Source organism: Ruegeria sp. BHSA118 (genome assembly GCF_059613405.1).
This window is the reverse complement of sequence record NZ_JBXWSM010000032.1, coordinates 25,314-44,510: the sequence shown is the minus strand read 5'-3', so window position 1 is coordinate 44,510 and position 19,197 is coordinate 25,314. Positions and strand designations below refer to the sequence as shown.

At 55.1% G+C, this 19,197-nt stretch carries 16 protein-coding genes; 11 read left to right on the top strand and 5 right to left on the bottom strand.

The annotated features are described in order from the left end of the window. Positions 1–267: 267 nt before the first annotated feature. Both AC2FNN_RS11605 and AC2FNN_RS11600 read right to left on the bottom strand, forming a co-directional pair. The gene (locus tag AC2FNN_RS11605) at positions 268–867 is read right to left on the bottom strand and encodes an RloB family protein (RefSeq protein WP_496758732.1); all 600 of its coding nucleotides are present in this window, start codon (positions 865–867) and stop codon (positions 268–270) included. 13 nt (positions 868–880) lie between these two features. Next, positions 881–2,251 carry an AAA family ATPase gene (locus AC2FNN_RS11600; RefSeq protein WP_496758730.1) on the bottom strand — a complete coding sequence of 457 codons (1,371 nt, stop codon included), beginning with the start codon at positions 2,249–2,251 and terminating at the stop codon, positions 881–883. Between the two features lie 715 nt (positions 2,252–2,966). Between AC2FNN_RS11600 and AC2FNN_RS11595 the strand changes: the two genes are divergently transcribed. The 5 genes from AC2FNN_RS11595 (at position 2,967) to AC2FNN_RS11575 (ending at position 11,055) form a co-directional block, all read left to right on the top strand. Next, on the top strand, positions 2,967–4,637 hold the full coding sequence (locus AC2FNN_RS11595) for an amidohydrolase family protein (RefSeq protein ID WP_496758729.1): 1,671 nt from the start codon (positions 2,967–2,969) through the stop codon (positions 4,635–4,637). 153 nt (positions 4,638–4,790) lie between these two features. Further along, complete coding sequence (locus tag AC2FNN_RS11590) at positions 4,791–6,302, top strand: hypothetical protein (protein WP_496758727.1); 1,512 nt, start codon at positions 4,791–4,793, stop codon at positions 6,300–6,302. Then, complete coding sequence (locus AC2FNN_RS11585; protein ID WP_496758725.1) at positions 6,299–8,434, top strand: BadF/BadG/BcrA/BcrD ATPase family protein; 2,136 nt, start codon at positions 6,299–6,301, stop codon at positions 8,432–8,434. The genes AC2FNN_RS11590 and AC2FNN_RS11585 overlap by 4 nt, the downstream gene beginning before the upstream one ends. After that, positions 8,385–9,575, top strand: coding sequence for an acyl-CoA dehydratase activase-related protein (locus tag AC2FNN_RS11580; RefSeq protein ID WP_496758723.1), 1,191 nt, complete (start codon positions 8,385–8,387; stop codon positions 9,573–9,575). The genes AC2FNN_RS11585 and AC2FNN_RS11580 overlap by 50 nt, the downstream gene beginning before the upstream one ends. A gap of 178 nt (positions 9,576–9,753) precedes the next feature. Then, a complete protein-coding gene (locus AC2FNN_RS11575) occupies positions 9,754–11,055 on the top strand; it encodes an adenylate/guanylate cyclase domain-containing protein (protein WP_496758721.1) in 1,302 nt (433 codons plus the stop codon). 257 nt (positions 11,056–11,312) lie between these two features. Here AC2FNN_RS11575 and AC2FNN_RS11570 read toward each other — a convergent pair whose 3' ends face one another. The 3 genes from AC2FNN_RS11570 to AC2FNN_RS11560 form a co-directional block, all read right to left on the bottom strand. Further along, complete coding sequence (locus AC2FNN_RS11570; RefSeq protein ID WP_496758720.1) at positions 11,313–11,678, bottom strand: hypothetical protein; 366 nt, start codon at positions 11,676–11,678, stop codon at positions 11,313–11,315. Between the two features lie 111 nt (positions 11,679–11,789). Further along, entirely contained in the window at positions 11,790–12,740 is a 951-nt protein-coding gene (locus AC2FNN_RS11565; RefSeq protein WP_496758719.1) for an AraC family transcriptional regulator, read from the bottom strand. 107 nt (positions 12,741–12,847) lie between these two features. After that, entirely contained in the window at positions 12,848–13,714 is an 867-nt protein-coding gene (locus tag AC2FNN_RS11560; protein WP_496758717.1) for a branched-chain amino acid aminotransferase, read from the bottom strand. A 159-nt stretch (positions 13,715–13,873) separates the two neighbouring features. Here AC2FNN_RS11560 and AC2FNN_RS11555 point away from each other — a divergent pair, with 159 nt between their 5' ends. From AC2FNN_RS11555 to dxs, 6 genes are all read left to right on the top strand, one after another. Further along, entirely contained in the window at positions 13,874–14,386 is a 513-nt protein-coding gene (locus AC2FNN_RS11555) for a MarR family winged helix-turn-helix transcriptional regulator (RefSeq protein WP_152459690.1), read from the top strand. Next, a complete protein-coding gene (locus AC2FNN_RS11550) occupies positions 14,383–15,084 on the top strand; it encodes a response regulator (protein WP_152459691.1) in 702 nt (233 codons plus the stop codon). The genes AC2FNN_RS11555 and AC2FNN_RS11550 overlap by 4 nt, the downstream gene beginning before the upstream one ends. 68 nt (positions 15,085–15,152) lie before the next feature. Next, the gene (locus AC2FNN_RS11545; RefSeq protein ID WP_496758716.1) at positions 15,153–16,079 is read left to right on the top strand and encodes a histone deacetylase family protein; all 927 of its coding nucleotides are present in this window, start codon (positions 15,153–15,155) and stop codon (positions 16,077–16,079) included. Then, positions 16,076–16,318, top strand: a complete 243-nt coding sequence (locus AC2FNN_RS11540) for an exodeoxyribonuclease VII small subunit (protein WP_171638430.1) — start codon at positions 16,076–16,078, stop codon at positions 16,316–16,318. The genes AC2FNN_RS11545 and AC2FNN_RS11540 overlap by 4 nt, the downstream gene beginning before the upstream one ends. Further along, entirely contained in the window at positions 16,319–17,185 is an 867-nt protein-coding gene (locus AC2FNN_RS11535; protein ID WP_496758714.1) for a polyprenyl synthetase family protein, read from the top strand. A gap of 16 nt (positions 17,186–17,201) precedes the next feature. Next, entirely contained in the window at positions 17,202–19,130 is a 1,929-nt protein-coding gene (dxs, locus tag AC2FNN_RS11530; protein ID WP_496758712.1) for a 1-deoxy-D-xylulose-5-phosphate synthase, read from the top strand. Positions 19,131–19,197: the final 67 nt, after the last annotated feature.

The window sequence follows — 19,197 nt, the reverse complement described above, 5'->3', positions numbered from 1 at the left end:
TCTAAGCATGGCGATCAGATTGCCCTGCATATCCAAGACATGGTTCTTCGCATCATGATCGTATGAGACAACAACTCGATCCAGCAGCTCGTGCAGTTCGTCGCTCGCTCTACCATTCTAACAGCGAGAGACATGCTGTCGCGCTCGATCCTGGTTCCGCTGTTTCCCGCGATAGCATGGAATACAGCGGCGTAACAGCCCACCAGTTCTCCATGATGAATAGGACGGTTGGACCGCCTGTCACGGAAACTGCGAATTGCAGTTTTTCTAACTGGAGGCGATTTTTTTAAGTGTATCGACGATCAAGAAAAAGCGGGAGGACGAATCCTCATGATGCACGGGAGATCCAGCTTTTTGTGCTTGATCAACTTGGCGTTTTGCCCGCGCTACAGCATTATCAGTCTCTCCTTTGATTTCATCAAAGAAGTCGATTTTTGATTTCTCATAGTTAGCGAAAGCTGGGTAGGCACGAAGATCCCGGATCACCTGTTTCCCGGGTGGAGTGCCTGGGACACCTGCCCCATACGGTTTGCTCGAGGTCGAGACATGGAGCAACAGCCAAACTTCGAAGCAAGGGATGGAAGTTACGGCTTCAATGTTCTTTGACTTCAGTTTTCGTCTATTCTTAAAGCCATTGGTCTTGGTAATGGCATCTTGGTAGGTGCTGTGGGCATCCCGATCGAACACCAGAAAAATGTGTTCAAAGTCCGCATCCTTGTCGAGAATATCATCAGCGTATTCTACAACGCTAATTGGGGCGGCACCGCCTTCTCCATGAACACGGACTTTGGCAGTGGGGACCCGATATTCAGAAATAAGCTTGTGAAGGTAGCCCGGTTCGGTTTTCTCACCCTCACAAACGATCAAGATGCGATCTTTTTCACTGTTGCTCTTGTGCTTTCGCTTCAGATCCTTCGTGCTTCGCCCCTTCGGGATGCCTCGCCTTCTCACCATCTGCTTGAATCGCCTGTAGTTCAATTTCGTTTATCAATGGGATGCCGCCGAACCTGCCGTCGAGATAGGCCTTTTGCAAGGATGCAATCTCTCTTTCCTTGAATGAAGACAAGGGGAAGAGGTGCGATGAGAGGTTCTTGTGTTTCTCAACAAACCAAACTTGGTCCCGGTGTATACAAGAATCGTCCAGGATTGATGCCTCATGGCTTGTGAAGACCAGTTGGGCTCCATTCGGGTTGTTTTTCTCCGAAGCAAACAAGTCCACGACGTATTTCAAAGCCAACGGGTGCAAGTTGTTTTGAAGCTCATCGATAACCAGTGTGAAGCCGCTTCTAAGGGTGTGAAGCAAAGGTCCAGCAAGCTTGAAAAGCATTTGGGTTCCGGCGGACTCATATTCAAAGTCAAGAGTGATCTTGGCACCGTTAGAATCTGAGCGAACGGTTTCCATGTTCTTGATTACTTGGGCATCCTTGTAACGTCGGCGAAACTCCTCAACAGCCTCTTTGGGGAGTTCCTTAGGAAGTTCGTCGATGTCAAACTTGCCTACTTCGATCTTTAAGTCTTCCAAGGGAACATCAGCTGAGTTCATCAGTGCGATGATTTCTTCTTTGCAGCCATCTTCCAAGAATTGCTTGACTGAAAACCCTTCGCTGAGACGAGAGGCATCCTCAACGACCCGGAGGTTGTCCACCAGCCATTCGTAGGGTGCTCTTAGGTCGGAAGAATTCAGTTGCACGGCAGTGGACAGGAACAAGGCGTTGTCCCTGGTATTGTTTTTCCAGCTCTCCCTCTCTCCACGCAAGTGAGTTTTGTTCAGATACCAGTCGTAGGTGTCGGCCTCTTCGTCGAAAGAACGAGAGAATATCTTCCGTAGCCGCGTCTCCTTCGATGGCGGGTTTTCGAAGAGCCATTCATCGTAGACGCGGTCCTGGTCGGCAATGAAGCCATACTGATAGAGCGTCCCGTTATGCACAAACACAACTTCGATTTCTGTTGGCGATTCTCTCCACTCGGCGTCGTATGCAAAAGGCTGTGTGTCGATCTTGCTATCGACCTGCCGGTCTTTCGCTGAGTGTTCAACAAAGTCTGTTAAGAATGCCAATGCCTTCACGACATTTGACTTGCCAGAACCATTTGCACCGAACAAACAAGCACTTCGAAGGGCGCTGGGAACCATGTGATTCCCAGTCTTCAGCGATGCCCACGGACGTTTTGCAGAAGCTCTACCGGCCACCATGGACAGGTTTTGACTTTCCGATATAGATCGAAAGTTTTGAACAGTCAGTTCAATTAACATGGCTCTTGCTCCAATTAGCAGCCCCTTTCAGCACAAAATTTGTTGAATGGCAACATTATTTGTCATCTTTGAGCGTGATAGGGGTATTGGAGGAGGGTTAACGTCGAGTTGAGACGACGAGCGTCCTATTGATGTTTTATCGAGATACGTTGCTCAAGTTTAAGCAAGTTCGCCAAAGTGCAAATCCTGCTCCCGCAACCAAAATTACCAGTCAGATATCAAACATTTAGCCTCGCATAACGCGGGGCTTTTTGCGTTTGAGGAATAGCCCGTGGAAGCACTGTGGAAGCAAACGGGCGTACTTAAAGTTGTGCTTTCGGGGTACGCTGTAGCCGTAGTTCTGACCCCACCTTCCTTGTGAGCGTTTGATCTGCAAGTCCATGCGTATTGGAATTATGCAGGGATTTTCTCCGTGGTGCACTCAAAGGAGTTTCTCACGGACATTGATGAGATTGTCGGCCCTCATGGTAATCGGCGATGGCCGGATGCGGTAAAGGTGTTGAAAACTCTGCTGACACCTCACATGGACTGACAGCAAAATGCCCTGCTCAACTCGGATTTGGCGAAGCGGCTTGTCGGGGCCGAAAATTGCAAAAATTTTCGAAAAACCTTAAACTCAGCAGATTAAGGCCAAAAGCCATTTCCGGTTTTTGACAGCAAAGTCATACGAAAACAGAAAATTCTCGGCTGAAATTTATTCCGTGGAGCCAAAAATATGACTGAAAAAAACACCTTTATTGACATGCACGCCCACCTGTTCACAGCGCGATATCTGCCGTTGCACAGTATCTTCTACTCGTTCACTTCGCTGTATTTGTTTTCGCTTGCGTTGGCCTTTCTGGCGGTTCGTTTGACCCGCATGAGTGACTTCAGCAGACCCGCGACGGAAGAACCTGACCAGGACGATTTGATCGACGCGTTGCTCGATCACGATGTGGACCGGCTTATGCGAGCCATTGCACTTCCCGTTCGTGAGAAGATCAGAGAGTATCAATCGACACCCAACCCCAGCCACCAGGATTGGAAGGACATAGAGGAGCTGATCCGAGCCCTGAACGATATTGACCGTGATATCAACTATTCAAGGGCGGGCGACTTCCCAATAGGTGTCCAGCTTGTGGGCGGTGGCAGAATTTCTGACAGGTCCGTCTTTGCCGACAGTGGCACGGAACCTGATTTGCTGGATCGGTTTCTGGCCGAGGCCTTCCGGGTCGCTGGTCAAAAAGCGGCAGAAAGCGGTTTCTTTCATGAAGCTGACCACATGCCGCCGGGTGGGTTGTACAAACTTGGATCTGATGCAGGTTTTCGTGCCGTCCGCATTCCAATCGGTCAAATCGGCATTATCTTTCAGTTTCTTGAATTCTTTGTCATCATGACCTTGTCCGAGCGAAACCGGTTCAAAGCGCTCAAGAGGGATTTCAAGAAGAAGGGTCAGCCGAGCGACCCGGAAGCCAGCCTTTTCGTGGGCGTCCTGCTGGATATGCGCCGCGCCTTCGACAAGCTCAAGGAATTTTGGATGCCCGGATTCCTACCGCCGTATTTCAACTTCACCGAACAAATGGAGCGGATGCAGTTGCTCGCTGCTGAGAACCCGAATGAATTGATCAATTTTGGTGCGGTTGACCCGTTTCGAGGCGGGAACTGGAAACAGATCGTCGATACAGGCGTTGCACTCGGGATAACGGGCTACAAAATCTATCCACCCTTGGGGATCCGCCCGATCGATATGCGCGGCTACCAGACCCCGGTCGCCTCTGGGCGAAAGTTTGAAAAGTACAGAGAAAAAGCGCAGAACCCGGCGCCCTACCCGATGGTACAGGCCAAGATGGGTGACATCATTCGCCATTTCTCCAGCCACAACCTGCGTTTGTTTGCCCATTGCAACCCGATGGGGTTTCAGGTGGAGACAGGATACGGCGTCTATTCCGATCCAGAGTTATGGAAGCACGCGATGGAGACCCACAATGCCCGGAACCTTTGGTTGTTCCTGGCTCATGGTGGTGGCGCAAAAGAAGTAGATTGGATGGGATGGGCAGCAGACAACACCCATTTCAAGCAAACATTTGCCTATCGTGCTATTCGCCTGGTTGAGGATTTCGACAATGTCTATCTTGGCTTGGGTCATATTTTGGGAATTCTGGACACAAAGCTCAAGCCAAAGATATTTCAGCGATTAAAATCCGTCATAGTGGGCAGCAGTACCCCGGGCGCAGCGCACCATTTTCGGGACAAAGTGTGTTTTGGAACGGATTGGGCGATGCCACTGATGGTCGGCAGAACCCGTGAATACCTGATCGAATTTGACACGTTCTTCAGCGATCCGCAGATCAGTCCTTTTGCACATGATTTTTTTGAAGGAAATGCACGAAAATTTCTGGGTATTTGATGGTTTTCTAGGCTGAGAGTGCCTGAACGCGTCCAAGACAACCTGAAAATTCCGATGGCCCTGTTTCGCACGGAATCCCGGTGCAGGGGGGCGATTCAGGAATAATTTATTGTGCATTGTAAATACATGTTATGTTGGTTGGGGGGTATTTTTATGAGTCGTATTTTGGAAGAGTCCTATAGGGCTTACGAACCTCGTCCTTTTACTGCGGATCAGCGCAAGGATGTCACCCTGTTGTTTGGTGGGGTTACGTGGCGCGCCGAAAAACTGCTGGAAGGCCTGTTCAAAAGTGCGGGCTACAACGCGCAGCGCCTGCCTGATGTGACAGTTGAAGACTTGTACCTGGGACGTGAACTGGCGGACGTCGGACAATGCTGCCCCACCGCCTTCACAACGGGCAACTTGTCGAGTTTCCTCAGAAACGAAGCCGAAGCTATAGGCGCTGACGAAGTGGCCGAAAAATATGTTTATGTGACCGCCGGGGCCTGCGGAGCCTGCCGTTTCGGTCAATACCACCAAAGCTATGAACTGGCGCTGAAGAACCTGGGGCTTGAGGCGTTCAGGATGTTTCTGGTTCAACAGCATGAAATCGATCAGTCGAAAGGCAAAGACGCCGGTTTGCAGACTGACATTCACCTGCTGCTGAGCACGGCCTTGGGCATGATGGCAGCGGATGCCATTCAGGATCTGGAATACCAGTTGCGGCCCTATGAGCTAGAGCAAGGCGCGACCAACCGGGCGGCGCAGAAGGCGGTTTCCGAGATATACGACGCCATGTTGAGCAGGCCGAAGCAAATGCCGAAATGGGGATCAGTCCTGTGGCATTCGACGACCCGACGCTTCCTGAAGGCCATGAGGCGTGCGCGCGGCCATTTTGAAGACATCCAGCTTGATCGATTGAGGGTCAAGCCGATGGTCAAGATCACCGGCGAGTTCTATCTGGCCACCGCCGAAGGGGTGCAGAACTACAACATGCACAAATGGCTTGAAGGCGAAGGCGCCGAAGTTCAGCCGGCGCCGATGGTCGTATGGTTCGATTACCTGATGCGGTATGGCGGACAAAAGCTCAAGCTGGGCTTCGGAATAAAAGACAAAGCGCGTCAGAACTATGTTCTGTTGAGACTTGGGCAGCGCTTTTTCAGGTTCAAGTATGATCAGATGCGCCGGATGCTTGGAGGCGTTCCACGTCCGATGCCCGATCAGGACAAGCTGCGGAAACTGGCGGCTCCTTTTTTTGACAACATGATCAACGGGGGTGAGGGTGATTTGCTGATCGCCAAGGCGATCTGGGCGCATACCCAGCGAAAAGCACATATGATTTGCGAGCTGTCGCCCTATGGCTGTCTTCCCAACACAATGAGCATCGGCGCAATGGCGGCCGTACAGGGCCGGTATCCCGACATGTTGTATGCCCCAATCGAGGTGAAAGGGGACAGTGACGTACACGCTTTGTCGCGGTGCCAGATGGTGCTGGCAGACGCCAAGATCCGCGCACAGGAGGAATTTGAATCTGCTCTTGCCGCCGCCGGGTTGACTGCGGACGAGGCCAGAAAGCGCGCCACAAAGCATCCCAAGGTCAACAGGCCATTTTGGAAAGTTCCCCATCGTGGCGCCGTGGGTACCGCATCCAATGTCGTGCTTGAGCTGGGAAATGCCACGTTGTGAAATTCGCTGGGGTAGATATTGGATCGACAACTGTAAAAGGCGTCGTGGTAGAAGATGGTGAAGTCATCTGGAAAGCCTATGGTCGTCACAAAACACGCCAGGCCGAGAAAACCCTTGAACTTCTGTCACAGATGGAGCTGGAGGCCGGCCTGACCGCCGGTCGCGATGTCGTCACGTTTACTGGATCCGGGGCAGGGACACTGGCAGATCATGTGAACGCGCGGCAAATCCAGGAAGTTGTCGCCGTCGCGGCCGCCGTCGAAGCGTTGCATCCGGATGTGCATTTCGTGTCTGAAATTGGCGGGGAAGACATGAAGACGTTGTTCTTCACGCCAACCTCCGCAGGCAAGGCCAAACAGGTCTATATGCAATCAGCGTGCAGTGGCGGTACGGGCACATTTATCGAAAAGTCAGCACGAAAACTGAATATCTCCCCGGACGAGCTGACGACTCTGCCATTCGATGGTCAAACCCTTCATCGGATCAGCGCCAAATGCGGGATCTTTGCAGAGACTGACGCAAACAGTCTGGTCAAGGCCGGAGTGCCCAAGACCGAAATCATTGCAAGCTTGTTTGACGCCGTCGTGCGGCAGAACCTGGCGACTTTGACAAAAGGCAACACCCCCACACCATCAGTGCTTTTGCTGGGTGGGCCGAACATGTTCTTTCAAGGTCTTCAGCAGGCATGGGCAAGCCATTTGGCCGCGCTCTGGGACGAGCGCAATGTTGTATTGAAAGCAGGGCAGAGCGTCACCGATGCAATCCTGGTTCCCGGCGATGCCTTGTATTATGCAAGCCTTGGCTGCGTCGAGATTTCTCGCCGGGAAAAAAATGTATCCCGGACCTATTCCGGCACGGATGGCCTGAAGTGGTGGGTGGATACGGGCCAGCACGGTGAAAAGGCCAAGACCGGGCAAGAGGCATTGGCCCGGAACGGTGAACTCGTCCGGTTCCTTGAGGATTTTACCCAACCCGTGATCCAGATGCCCCAGCCCGTTGCGGCCGAGACATATTATGTCGGGTGCGATTTCGGCAGTACCACGGTCAAGGCGGTGGCGTTGGACCGCGACGCGAAAATCAAGGCTTCGGTCTATCAGCACAGTCAGGGAAACCCGATCGAAGATGCCAAGTCTGTTTTTCGCAAGTTGCGTGATGCAGGGATCAAGAATATCGGCGCTCTTGGGCTGACGGGGTACGGGAAAGATCTGCTGAAGGATATTTTGGGGGCGGACGTGCCGGTGGTTGAGACGGTCGCACATGCGGCGGCTGCCATGCACATACATCCCGACGCAGACGCGATATGCGACGTCGGTGGGACCGATGTCAAAATCATGCTGTTGCGGCAGAAAGCGGTCGTCGATTTTCGGCTCAATTCCCAATGCTCTTCCGGCAATGGGGCGTTTCTTCAAGGCGTTGCCGAACGCTATGATGTCCGACTTGAGGACTATGCCGAAAAAGCCTTCAGCGCCAAGCGGATGCCGAAACTGATGATGGGGTGCGGCGTGTTCCTTCAGTCCGACATCGTGAACCAGCAACGCAAAGGGTGGGCGGCAGAAGAAATCATGGCAAGCCTTGCTGCGGTCCTGCCCCTGAATGTTTGGGTCTATGCCGGGCAGTTTCAGAACCTCAAGGCCATCGGCAGGAAGTTTGTCCTGCAAGGTGGGACACATCGAAACCTGGCGGTCGTCAAAGCCCAGATCGATTTCATCAGGGGTAAAATTCCAGACGCAGAAATTACCGTGCACCCTCATGCTGGCGAGGCTGGCGCGTTGGGCGCCGCCCTTCTTGCGCTCGAACATGTGAACACCGGTCAAAGCTCCCGGTTCGTCGGGCACGACCGCGTCGAAGAGTTGGAATATGTCAGCACTACCAACAGCAAAACCACCTGCAAGTGGTGTGCGATGAACTGTAGCCGGGCCTTTGTGGATGTTCAGATCCCCGGCGGTCGTGGCCGGGCAAACAGCAAGGTTCCATTGGCGGAAGGGTGGGAGCGGGTGATTACCGGCAATTCTTGCTCGAAAGGGTTGATTGAAGACGCAGCCGAGATGAAAGCGCGAAAAAAGCAAATCGACGAGGAAGCGAATGCCAATCCAAATATTGCAGAAAGCGTTCGCGAAGGCGCCTTTCGCTAAGTCCAATCCGCCCAAACGGGATTTTCGGATCGGCATCCCTCGGGTCCTGAACCAGTGGTCGACGCACAGGTTTTGGACGACATTGTTTGTTGAACTGGGAATAAATCGCCGCAATATCGTCTTTTCGTCGGACACATCGGAAGCACAGCAGCTGAAATTCGGAAAAGGGCGTGGTGCTGTTGATTGCTGTTACCCCGTCAAATGCATGTCTGGCCATTATGGTGAACTGCTGAACGGGCAAAAGCGCCCCATTGATATCCTGTTCGTTCCCATAATCCTGACTGTCCCATCCTTTTTGCGGGGTCATGTCCGGGAAAACATGGCCTGCCCGCGCGTCATTGCCGGCCCCGAAAGTACACGAGCCGGATTTCGGCGGGAAAAGGACGTGTTCAAGGAACTGGGCGTACATTATCTTTCGCCGGCCGTGTCTTTGGCAGACCCACAAATTGCGACCCGGCAGTTGTACGATACCCTGAAGGGCGTAATCACCGACTTGCGCTTGACCGAACTGCGCGCTGCGATTGCCAAAGCCTATGACGCCCTTCAAGAGTTTGATCAGAGTCTGCGGCGGCAAAGTCTGGCGGTACTGTCCGAATGCGCCACGCAACATCGACCTTGCATCCTGGCCCTGGGTCGCCCGTACCACATGGACACCGGAATTGGCCACGCCATTGAAAGTGAGTTGCAGGCCTTTGGTTATCCGATCCTCTGGGGTCAATACCTGCCATTGGACGCCGAGATACTGGACTGGCTGTACGGCGATCTGATCAAAGCCGGCCGAATTCAAAGCCCTTTTGACATTTCGGATATTTGGAAAACGTCCCACAGCGCAAACACCAACGAACTTCTTTGGGCTGCGCGCTATGGATCTATTATGCCGTGGATAACCTGTTCGATCCGGTTTTCCAGCTATGAATGCGGAATGGATCAGCCGACTTATTCACCAGTCCAGGAAATTACCGAAGCGCTTGGAACGCTTTTCTTCGTGTTTCAGGATCTCGATGAGACGAAACCTGCCGGCTCTGTTCGAATTCGCGTGGAAACCATTGCTTACTATCTGGAACAGAAATCGCCGAATATCATTCAGAGCAAACTGGAGGCCCTGAAAACTGCACCACCCGAATTGCTGTTGCCAACTTGATCCAATGGCCGGTTTTCAGGGTGGTAAGGCACTCGGTTCCGGGCGCGAGGTTGAAAGCGGTTCGGGCCGTGTTGGCAACTCGACGCGAAAGAGACTTCTGAACAAACAACCTGGGGCTTATCGACTAAGAAGCAGATTTGAGGGATATTTTGCATAGAGCTGGCGCGGGGGCGATGCTTTGCTTAAACACATTGTGGATTCTGAAAATCCCATCGACGATGGAAAAATAAGACGAAAGATGCAGGTTGTTAACGTTGCAGCCTTTATTGCGTCGCTTGGGTTCGGTTTCACAGCGTTCTACCAGTTCCAACTTGGACCAGACTGGAGATATCTTGCATGGGTAAACTTTGGTCTTGGCTTCGCGGCGCTTTTGACGATGGCGCTGGATCGCTTCGGCCTTGAGGTCAAAGTCGCTTATTTTACAATATGGTTATTCCTGTTTCTGGCTCATGACCTCAGCGTCGGCAAAAACGGCGAAGATCATCTGGTTTTGCTTGTCGGCCCGCCCTTGCTTTTTTATTTTTTGGGGGCCGCATATTGGCGTTGGATCACTTTGATAACGATCTTCAGCGCGGCTTTGTTTATTTACATATCGCTTGTCGTTCCTTTGCATATACTGCCCGGCGAAACTATTTGGGATGTTATTGCGCAGTCATATCGAGACGGATTTGTAAGACAACCTCAAGATATTATTTTCATCGTGTTGATTTTGGGAATCGTCTCGGCGCTTTTTTTCACGTCCTATTCTGCAAACGCCGCAATAGACCGTTACGAATCTGCGTTGGAAAAGGAATTTGCTGTTTCCGAGCGGCTGATAAATGTTCTTTTACCTTCACGTATTGCCAAGCGCATCAAAGCGCACCCGGACAAGTTAATTGCCGAAAGAATTGATGACGCCACAATTCTGTTTTCCGATTTGTCTGGATTTTCTGAATTCGCGGCCGCCAATGGGGCCAGGGCGACGGTCAAATTGCTGGGTTCCATATTCTCGGCATTCGATGAACTGGTTCTGAGCCACAAATTGGAGAAAATCAAAACCATCGGTGACAGTTACATGGTCGCGGGTGGTCTGGACCCCTCGGTCAAAGAACGGCAACCGAATTCGGCTCGCATGGCAGCGTTGGCGATTGATATGATTGCGACAGTCGAGCGGGTGTCAGACAAACTGCATCCAAAGGTGTCCCTGCGGGTCGGAATTCACAAAGGCCCGGTAATCGCAGGTGTAATCGGCGGCGACAAACCGTTTTTTGACGTTTGGGGTGATACAGTCAACATCGCCTCAAGAATGGAAAGCACCGGAGAGCCCGGGCGCGTTCAAATCTCACCCGAGGTAAGAGATGAGATAGCCGAATATGCGGACTGCGAGAGGCGAGAGGTCATCAACATCAAGGGATATGGTGAAATCCAACCCTATTGGCTGCGGACAGTCCACGACAAACCTGCGCCTTCACGCGCGTCCGAGTGGCTCATCGAAGGTTGAAAACCTTATCTTCTCGGCGAAACGCCCCCGGATCTATGCGGGTTCAATCAGCGCCCGGAATGGGGCGAACCTGGGTCAGCTGAAACGACGGATCACGCGGAGGCAGTTGCGGGGCGCAGCTGGATGGCCTGTTGTGACAGTGAGAGCATGCCCCTGAAGCCAGGCCGCTATTTAAAAAACGAGCCGCCGGAAGAAGACCCCGGCGGCTCGGACCTTGGCGCTTTACGGTGAAACTGGGACAGCCTTAGTCAGCGGTTTTAAGCGGCGATTTCCTGCTCGGGCGCGCTGAGCGAGATGACAAACACCACTGCCGCACCGTTCAACCAATAAAACACAGCATCCAGTCCTGAGAACCCCAGAAAGCTGGGCGCAAACAGGAAGGTGATGCCGACAATCAAGTCTACGGCCAGATGAAACTTGTAGGGAAGAACCCGCCAAATCCCAAGATGATGATCCGTCAGTACCGTCAGAACAAACGCTGCAACACCGGTGACAACCGACAGCCACAGGGCCAGGGGGTTGGATTGGCCCAATCCCAACAGGAACGGCAACGTCATGAGGGCAATGGCGACAGGGTAGTCGAGGTAAGCATGGACAGAGCGGGTAACGAAACGCAGGGACATGAGATCTTCCTTTTCTCAATCAATGATAAAGGGAAGGTAGGACGCCCAAGCCGAACGCTGAATTTCTGATCGTCTCTGATATCATGCAGATCGTTCAGAAAAAATGGGGGATCAATGCATCGCCCGGTACGCAGCCGGCGATAGCCCAACCTGTTTCTTGAACACGCGTGAGAAAGCCGCCTCGGAGGCATACCCGACCTCGGCCGCCGCATCTGCCACGTTCCATCGTGCCTCGGTCAGGCCGTGGCACGCGATCTGCATCCGCCAATCCGTGAGATACTGCATCGGCGTAGTGTCCATCTTTTCAGCAAAAAGCTGAGCAAACGCAGTGCGCGACATACCCGCCACACGTGCCAAAGACGCAACGCTCCAGTCCTTGGCCGGGGCCTGGTGGAACGCGGTCAAGGCCCGCGAGATGCGCTGATCAGCAAATCCCGCCAATGCGGAATCCTGCGGGCTCTGACGCTCCAGATAGGCCCGGATCGCCTGAGCGAACAGGACCTCGGACAGTTTCAGCGCGATCAGGTCGCCACCGATTCTTGCGCCTGAAACCTCAGAGCCGATCATGCGCAGGGTGGCTTCCATCCACGATCCGGCCTCTTCGCCATAATTCTCGATCAGGATATAGGGCGGCAGGCGGTCGATCAGCATATGCCCGGTGCCGTTTCGACCGGCCGGGCCGGTAAAAGAAAAATGACCGCAGATCAGCTGAGTATCCCGTTCCTCGTCATCACCGCCATAGACCAGCACGCCCTCGCCCGTGTAACCCGCGCGCTCCAGCACCTGCTCCAGGGGCAGTGCGTCCAACGGCTTGACCTCGGCACAGAGCAATGCGTGCGGCGCCCCATGGGGGATCAGGATCAGGTCCCCCTGCCTCAACCGCAGGGTTTCCCCTGTGGTCGAGACATGAACCTTGAGCTCGCCACGCTGCACAAAATGAAACCGCGCCACGTTTTCGAACCCCGGCACCTGAATTCCGAAGGGCGGTGTGAATGACGTGCGGAAGTAAAACGTGCCGCGCAGGGAAAGGCGGGTGAGAATATCGCTGAGAAGGTCCAACATGTGCCGAAGATACGCAATCTGTGCAATCCGTCCAGATGGCCGAACGGTTTGCACAAAAAATTGCACGTTTGGCAACAAAAAGCCCCCGACAAAGCGGGGGCAATTGCTTACGAGCGGACCAGTTTCTCGTAGTCTTCGGCGATTTGGCGGGTCATGTCGCCGACCTCGAATGTATATTCGCCGATCTGCCCGACAGGCGTGACCTCGGCCGCGGTGCCTGTCAGCCAGCACTGTTCGAAGTCAGCCATTTCTTCGGGCTTGATGCGGCGCTCATGCACGGTGATGCCCTTGTCTTTCAGCATCTGGATCACCGTCTGGCGGGTGATGCCGTTCAGGAAGCAGTCTGCCAGCGGGGTATGCACCTCGCCATCCTTGACGAAAAACACGTTTGCGCCGGTGGCCTCGGCGACATATCCGCGCCAGTCCATGAACAATGCGTCCGAGCACCCTTTGGCCTCGGCCTTGTGCTTGGAAATGGTGCAAATCATGTAGAGCCCCGCCGCCTTGGCATGGACCGGGATGGTTTCCGGGCTGGGGCGTTTCCATTCGGCGATATCCAGCTTGGCACCCTGCATCTTGGCATCGCCGTAATAGGCGCCCCAGGGCCAGACCGCGACAGCCATGCGAACAGGGTTGCGGGCTGACGCGACGCCCATATCCTCACCCGAGCCACGCCAGACCAGCGCGCGCACATACGCGTCCTGCAAACCGCTGGCTTTCAGCGCTTCTTCCTTGGCGGCTTCGATTTCATCAACCGAATAAGGTATCGGCATGTCCAGCGCTTCGGCCGAGGCGATCAGGCGCCGGGAATGTTCGCGGCTTTTGAAGATCTTGCCGTTGTATGCGCGCTCGCCTTCGAATACCGACGACGCATAGTGCATTGCGTGGGTCAGAATGTGCACATTGGCCTCACGCCAGGGTACCAGCTTGCCATCCATCCAAATGGTGCCATCACGATCATCATACCCCGCCATGCGAAACCTCCTGAACCGGGTTGGGTTTTCGATTATTGCGCGATTTAGGTCCGTTGCGGACATAATATTGCGCAAAAACTGTAATTCGATAACGCTCTACTCTTGGAATGTCAACAACGCTGACATAAACTCGGCCCCGAGTAACGAATGAGGCGCACTATGTCCGATATCCGCCCGGCCCCGCGTTATGGGGGCGAAAGCCTGTTGTTTTTGACCGACGAGCAATTACGGCAGGGGATCGAGGCCATGTTTTTCGCCTATCGTGGCTTTACCGCAGATCCTGATCGCATCCTAGCCGAAATGGCATATGGTCGCGCCCACCATCGGGCAATCCATTTTATAAACCGCGCACCGGGTACGACGGTCAACAACTTGTTAGCGATCCTTGGTGTCACAAAACAGTCTCTGAACAGGGTCTTGCGAACATTGATCGAGGACGGGCTGGTGGAAAGCCGTGTCGGCACGGTGGACAAACGCGAACGCCACCTATTTCTGACAGAAAAGGGGCAGTCGCTGGAAACCACGTTGTCGGATGCTCAGCGGGCCAGAATGCGCGCCGCCTACAAGGATGCCGGTCCCGAAGCCGTGGCTGGATTTCGCAAAGTGCTTGAAGCAATGATGGATGCTGATATGCGTCATGCCTATACGAAACTTCGGGATACGACCACATGAGCGATATGGATGCCCATCTGCTGATTGTTGACGACGACGAGCGCATTCGTGATCTGCTCAAGAAGTTTCTGATGCGAAACGGGTTTCTGGTTACAGCGGCACGGGATGCGGCCCACGCGCGGCGCGTATTGTCCGGGTTGGATTTCGACATGATTGTCATGGATGTGATGATGCCGGGCGAGGATGGTGTCAGTCTGACCCGCGCTTTGCGGGAAACGCATACGACACCGATCCTGTTGTTGACCGCAAAGGGCGAGACGGAACACCGGATCGCGGGCCTCGAAGCCGGGGCGGATGATTACCTGGCAAAACCGTTCGAGCCGAAAGAGCTGCTGTTGCGGATCAATGCGATCCTGCGCCGGATGCCGGAAACACCGGCAGAAGAAACCACGGCGAAGATCCTGAACCTCGGGCCCATCCGCTATGACATTGAACGCGGTGAGATGTGGCAGGGCGAAGACCCGGTTCGTCTGACCGCAACCGAAAGCCAGTTGATGAAGATATTCTCGGCCCAGCCCGGAGAGCCGATCAGCCGCGCCAAGCTGGTCGAGGATCTGGGACGCGACAAGGGCCAGGCGCAGGAGCGCGCGGTGGATGTGCAGATCACGCGCCTTCGACGCAAAATCGAACAGGACCCCAAGCAGCCGCGCTATTTGCAGACTGTGCGGGGTGCAGGGTATATGCTTGCGCCGGACTGAGATGCCGCTGCGCGGCGTTTTTTGGCCTTCGGCGAGGATATTTGTAGCCAGATGAAGATGGGATTCCAATGACGACTGCCCTTTTGACCCACGCCGATTGTCTGGGCCATGTGACACCTGACGGGCACCCGGAACGGGTGGCACGGCTGGAGCACATTTTGCATGCATTGGAAGCGCTGGAGCTGAAGCGGGTGACAGCTCCGCTGGCTGCGGATGACGATCTTCTGCGCATTCACCCCGAGAGCTATATTCGCGACATTCGGGCCGCGCGCCCTGCGGACGGGTTCGCGCAGATCGACGGGGATACGTTCCTGTCTCCGGGATCGGTGGACGCAGCCTACCGCGCAGCGGGTGCGGCGGTGCGGGCCGTTGATCTGGTTTTGGGCGGTGAAGCGTCGAACGCGTTCTGTGCCATTCGCCCGCCGGGGCACCATGCGGAAACCGAAACGGCCATGGGCTTTTGCCTGTTTGGAAATGCAGCAATGGCGGCGAAACACGCGCTGGACCATCACGGCTTGAATCGCGTGGCCGTGGTCGACTTCGACGTGCATCACGGCAATGGAACCCAGGACCTGTTGTGGGATGAAGCACGGGCATTGGTGATAACCAGCCAGCAGATGCCCTTGTGGCCCGGATCGGGCCGGCCCGAGGAAACGGGTGTTCATGATACGGTTCTCAACATCCCTCTGGCGCCCGGTACTGGCGGCGCCGAGATGCGTGCCGCCTATGAAACGAAGGCTTTTCCGCGCTTGCGGGCCTTCAGGCCGGAGCTGATTATCATTTCCGCCGGGTTTGACGCCCATCAGGACGACCCGCTGGCCAATCTGAACTGGGCCACTGATGACTTCGCCTGGATCACCGCAGAGCTGTGCAGGATTGCCGACGAGGTTTGCGACGGTCGCATCGTCTCGACTCTGGAAGGCGGGTATGATCTGAACGCACTGGCCCAGGCCACACGCGCCCATGTGGAAGAATTGATAAAGGCAGCCCGATGACCCAGACCCCCGTAGACCAGATGACATTCGAACAGGCGATGAAAGAGCTTGAAGCCGTAGTCGGCCAGCTGGAACGAGGCGATGTCGCGCTGGATCAATCAATTGCGCTGTACGAACGCGGCGCGGCGCTGAAAAAGCGGTGCGAGGACGAGTTGAAACGCGCGGAAGAAAAAGTCGCAGCGATCACTCTGGACGCCAGCGGTCAGCCGACCGGAACGACGCCTGTCGAAGGTATGTGAATGTTCCCTGAAAGACTTGCGCAGGATGCTGCCAGCATTCAAAGCCATTTTGATCTGGTTTTGGGCGCGTTTGCAGACGTGGATGTAACCCGGGCCATGGCATATGCCACCCGAGGCGGAAAGCGGCTGCGCGGGTTTCTGGCATTGGAAAGTGCGCGACTGCATGATGTTGAAGAAGACCGGGCGATCTGGCCGGCCACGGCCATTGAGGCGCTGCATGCTTATTCCCTGGTGCATGACGACCTGCCCTGCATGGATGACGATGACCTGCGCCGCGGGCGGCCCACCGTTCACGTAGAGTGGGATGAAGGTACGGCTGTTCTGGCCGGGGATGCCCTTCAGACGCTTGCTTTTGAACTTTGCACCTGTTCGCAGGTTGGGTCCGCAGACATTCGCGCGGACCTTGCCCTGACCCTGGCCAAAGCCAGCGGTGCGCAAGGTATGGTGTTGGGACAGGCGCTGGACATTGCGGCGGAAACGGCCGCCGAGCCGCTGTCGCTGGACGAAATCACGCGTCTTCAGGCCGGCAAGACAGGCGCCCTGATCGAGTGGTCTGCCTGCGTTGGCGCCGTTATGGCCCGATCCGACCCTGAACCGTTGCGCCGATATGCCCGGGTAATGGGTCTTGCTTTTCAGATTGCAGATGACATCCTTGATATCGAAGGCGATGCCCAAAAGGCGGGCAAGCGATTGCAAAAGGATACCGAGGCAGGGAAAGCCACTTTTGTTTCGCTTTTGGGTCTGCCTGCTGCCAAAGCCCGCGCAAGTGAGCTGGTGGATCAGGCCTGCGCCGCTTTGGACGGGTTTGGTCCGAGGGCGGAAACCTTGAAGGAAGCCGCCCGCTTCGTTATTGCCCGGGACAGCTAAGCCAGGAACGCGCCATATGTCTGACCGCCCCAATACGCCCCTGCTGGATCTTGTGAACCGCCCTGCGGATCTCAAGCAGTTCTCGGACGCGCAACTGCACCAGGTCGCACAGGAGTTGCGGGCCGAAACAATTTCGGCGGTTGCCGTGACCGGCGGGCATCTGGGGGCTGGCTTGGGGGTTGTTGAACTGACCACCGCGTTGCACGCTGTGTTTGATACTCCCCGAGACAAGATCATCTGGGATGTGGGTCATCAGTGTTATCCGCACAAAATCCTGACCGAACGACGTGATCGCATCCGCACATTGCGCATGAAGGATGGCCTCAGCGGTTTCACCAAGCGCAGCGAAAGCCCCTATGACCCATTTGGCGCAGCGCATTCCAGCACGTCGATCAGCGCTGCTTTGGGTTTTGCTGTTGCGCGGGATCTGGGTGGTGTAACGCCCGAAGGGCTGGGCGACGCAATTGCGGTGATCGGCGATGGTTCGATGTCTGCGGGCATGGCCTTTGAGGCGATGAACAATGCAGGCCATCTGAAAAAGCGTCTGATTGTCATTCTGAACGACAACGAGATGAGCATCGCCCCCCCTGTTGGTGCGTTGTCCAGCTATTTGTCGCGTATCTATTCCGAAGAACCGTTTCACGATCTGAAAGCTGCTGCAAAAGGCGCTGTCTCATTGCTGCCCGAGCCAATCCGGGAGGGCGCCAAGCGCGCCAAGGAGATGCTGAAAGGCATGGCGGTGGGCGGCACGCTGTTCGAAGAGCTTGGGTTTTCCTATCTCGGCCCGATAGATGGCCATGACATGGACCAGCTGCTGCCTGTTCTGCGTACGGTCAAATCACGGGCAACCGGGCCGATTCTGATCCATGTGTTGACGAAAAAAGGCAAGGGGTATGCCCCTGCCGAACAGGCCCGCGACAAAGGCCATGCCACGGCCAAGTTCGATGTGGTTACAGGGGAACAAAAGAAGGCACCTTCAAACGCGCCCTCTTATACGTCTGTATTTGGCAAGGCGCTGGTGGATGAGGCCGCGCGCGACGACAAGATCGTCGCCGTGACCGCTGCAATGCCCGACGGAACTGGCCTGAACCTATTCGCCGAGCGCTATCCGTCACGTTGCTTTGATGTGGCGATTGCCGAACAGCACGGCGTGACGTTTTCGGCTGCGCTTGCCGCAGGGGGAATGAAGCCATTTTGCGCAATGTATTCAACCTTCCTCCAGCGTGGTTACGACCAGGTGGTACATGACGTGGCGATTCAGCGCCTGCCCGTGCGTTTTGCAATCGACCGGGCAGGTTTGGTCGGGGCTGACGGCGCCACCCATGCCGGGTCGTTCGACATTGCCTATTTGGCCAATCTGCCCGGTATGGTCGTCATGGCTGCCGCTGACGAGGCCGAGCTGATGCATATGGTGGCGACCGCCGCCGCGCATGACGAAGGCCCCATTGCGTTCCGCTATCCGCGCGGCGAAGGCGTCGGGGTGGACTTGCCCGAACGCGGCGAGGTTCTGGAAATCGGCAAGGGCCGCGTGATACGGGACGGTGCGCGGGTGGCTCTGCTTTCATTCGGCACCCGTCTGGCAGAGGTTCAGAAGGCGGCGGAATCTCTTTCAGCCAAAGGCATAACGCCTACAATCGCCGATGCTCGTTTTGCCAAGCCTCTTGACCGTGACCTGATCCTGGATCTGGTATCCCGCCACGAGGCGTTGATCACCATAGAAGAAGGGGCCGTTGGCGGTTTTGGCAGCCATGTCGCTCAACTTTTGGCGGATGAAGGTGTATTTGATCGGGGGCTGAAATACCGTTCGATGGTTTTGCCTGATATCTTCATCGATCAAGCCAGCCCCGCGGACATGTATGCGGTGGCCGGCATGAATGCCGAGCATATCGAAGCGAAAGTTCTGGATGTTCTGGGTGTCGCCTCGATCGGAGAGAAACGCGCTTAGCGCGCCTGTCGGCAGGGCGGCGGATGTTGCGAGGGCCGAATTCCATTTGACCTGGATTTATCTGGTG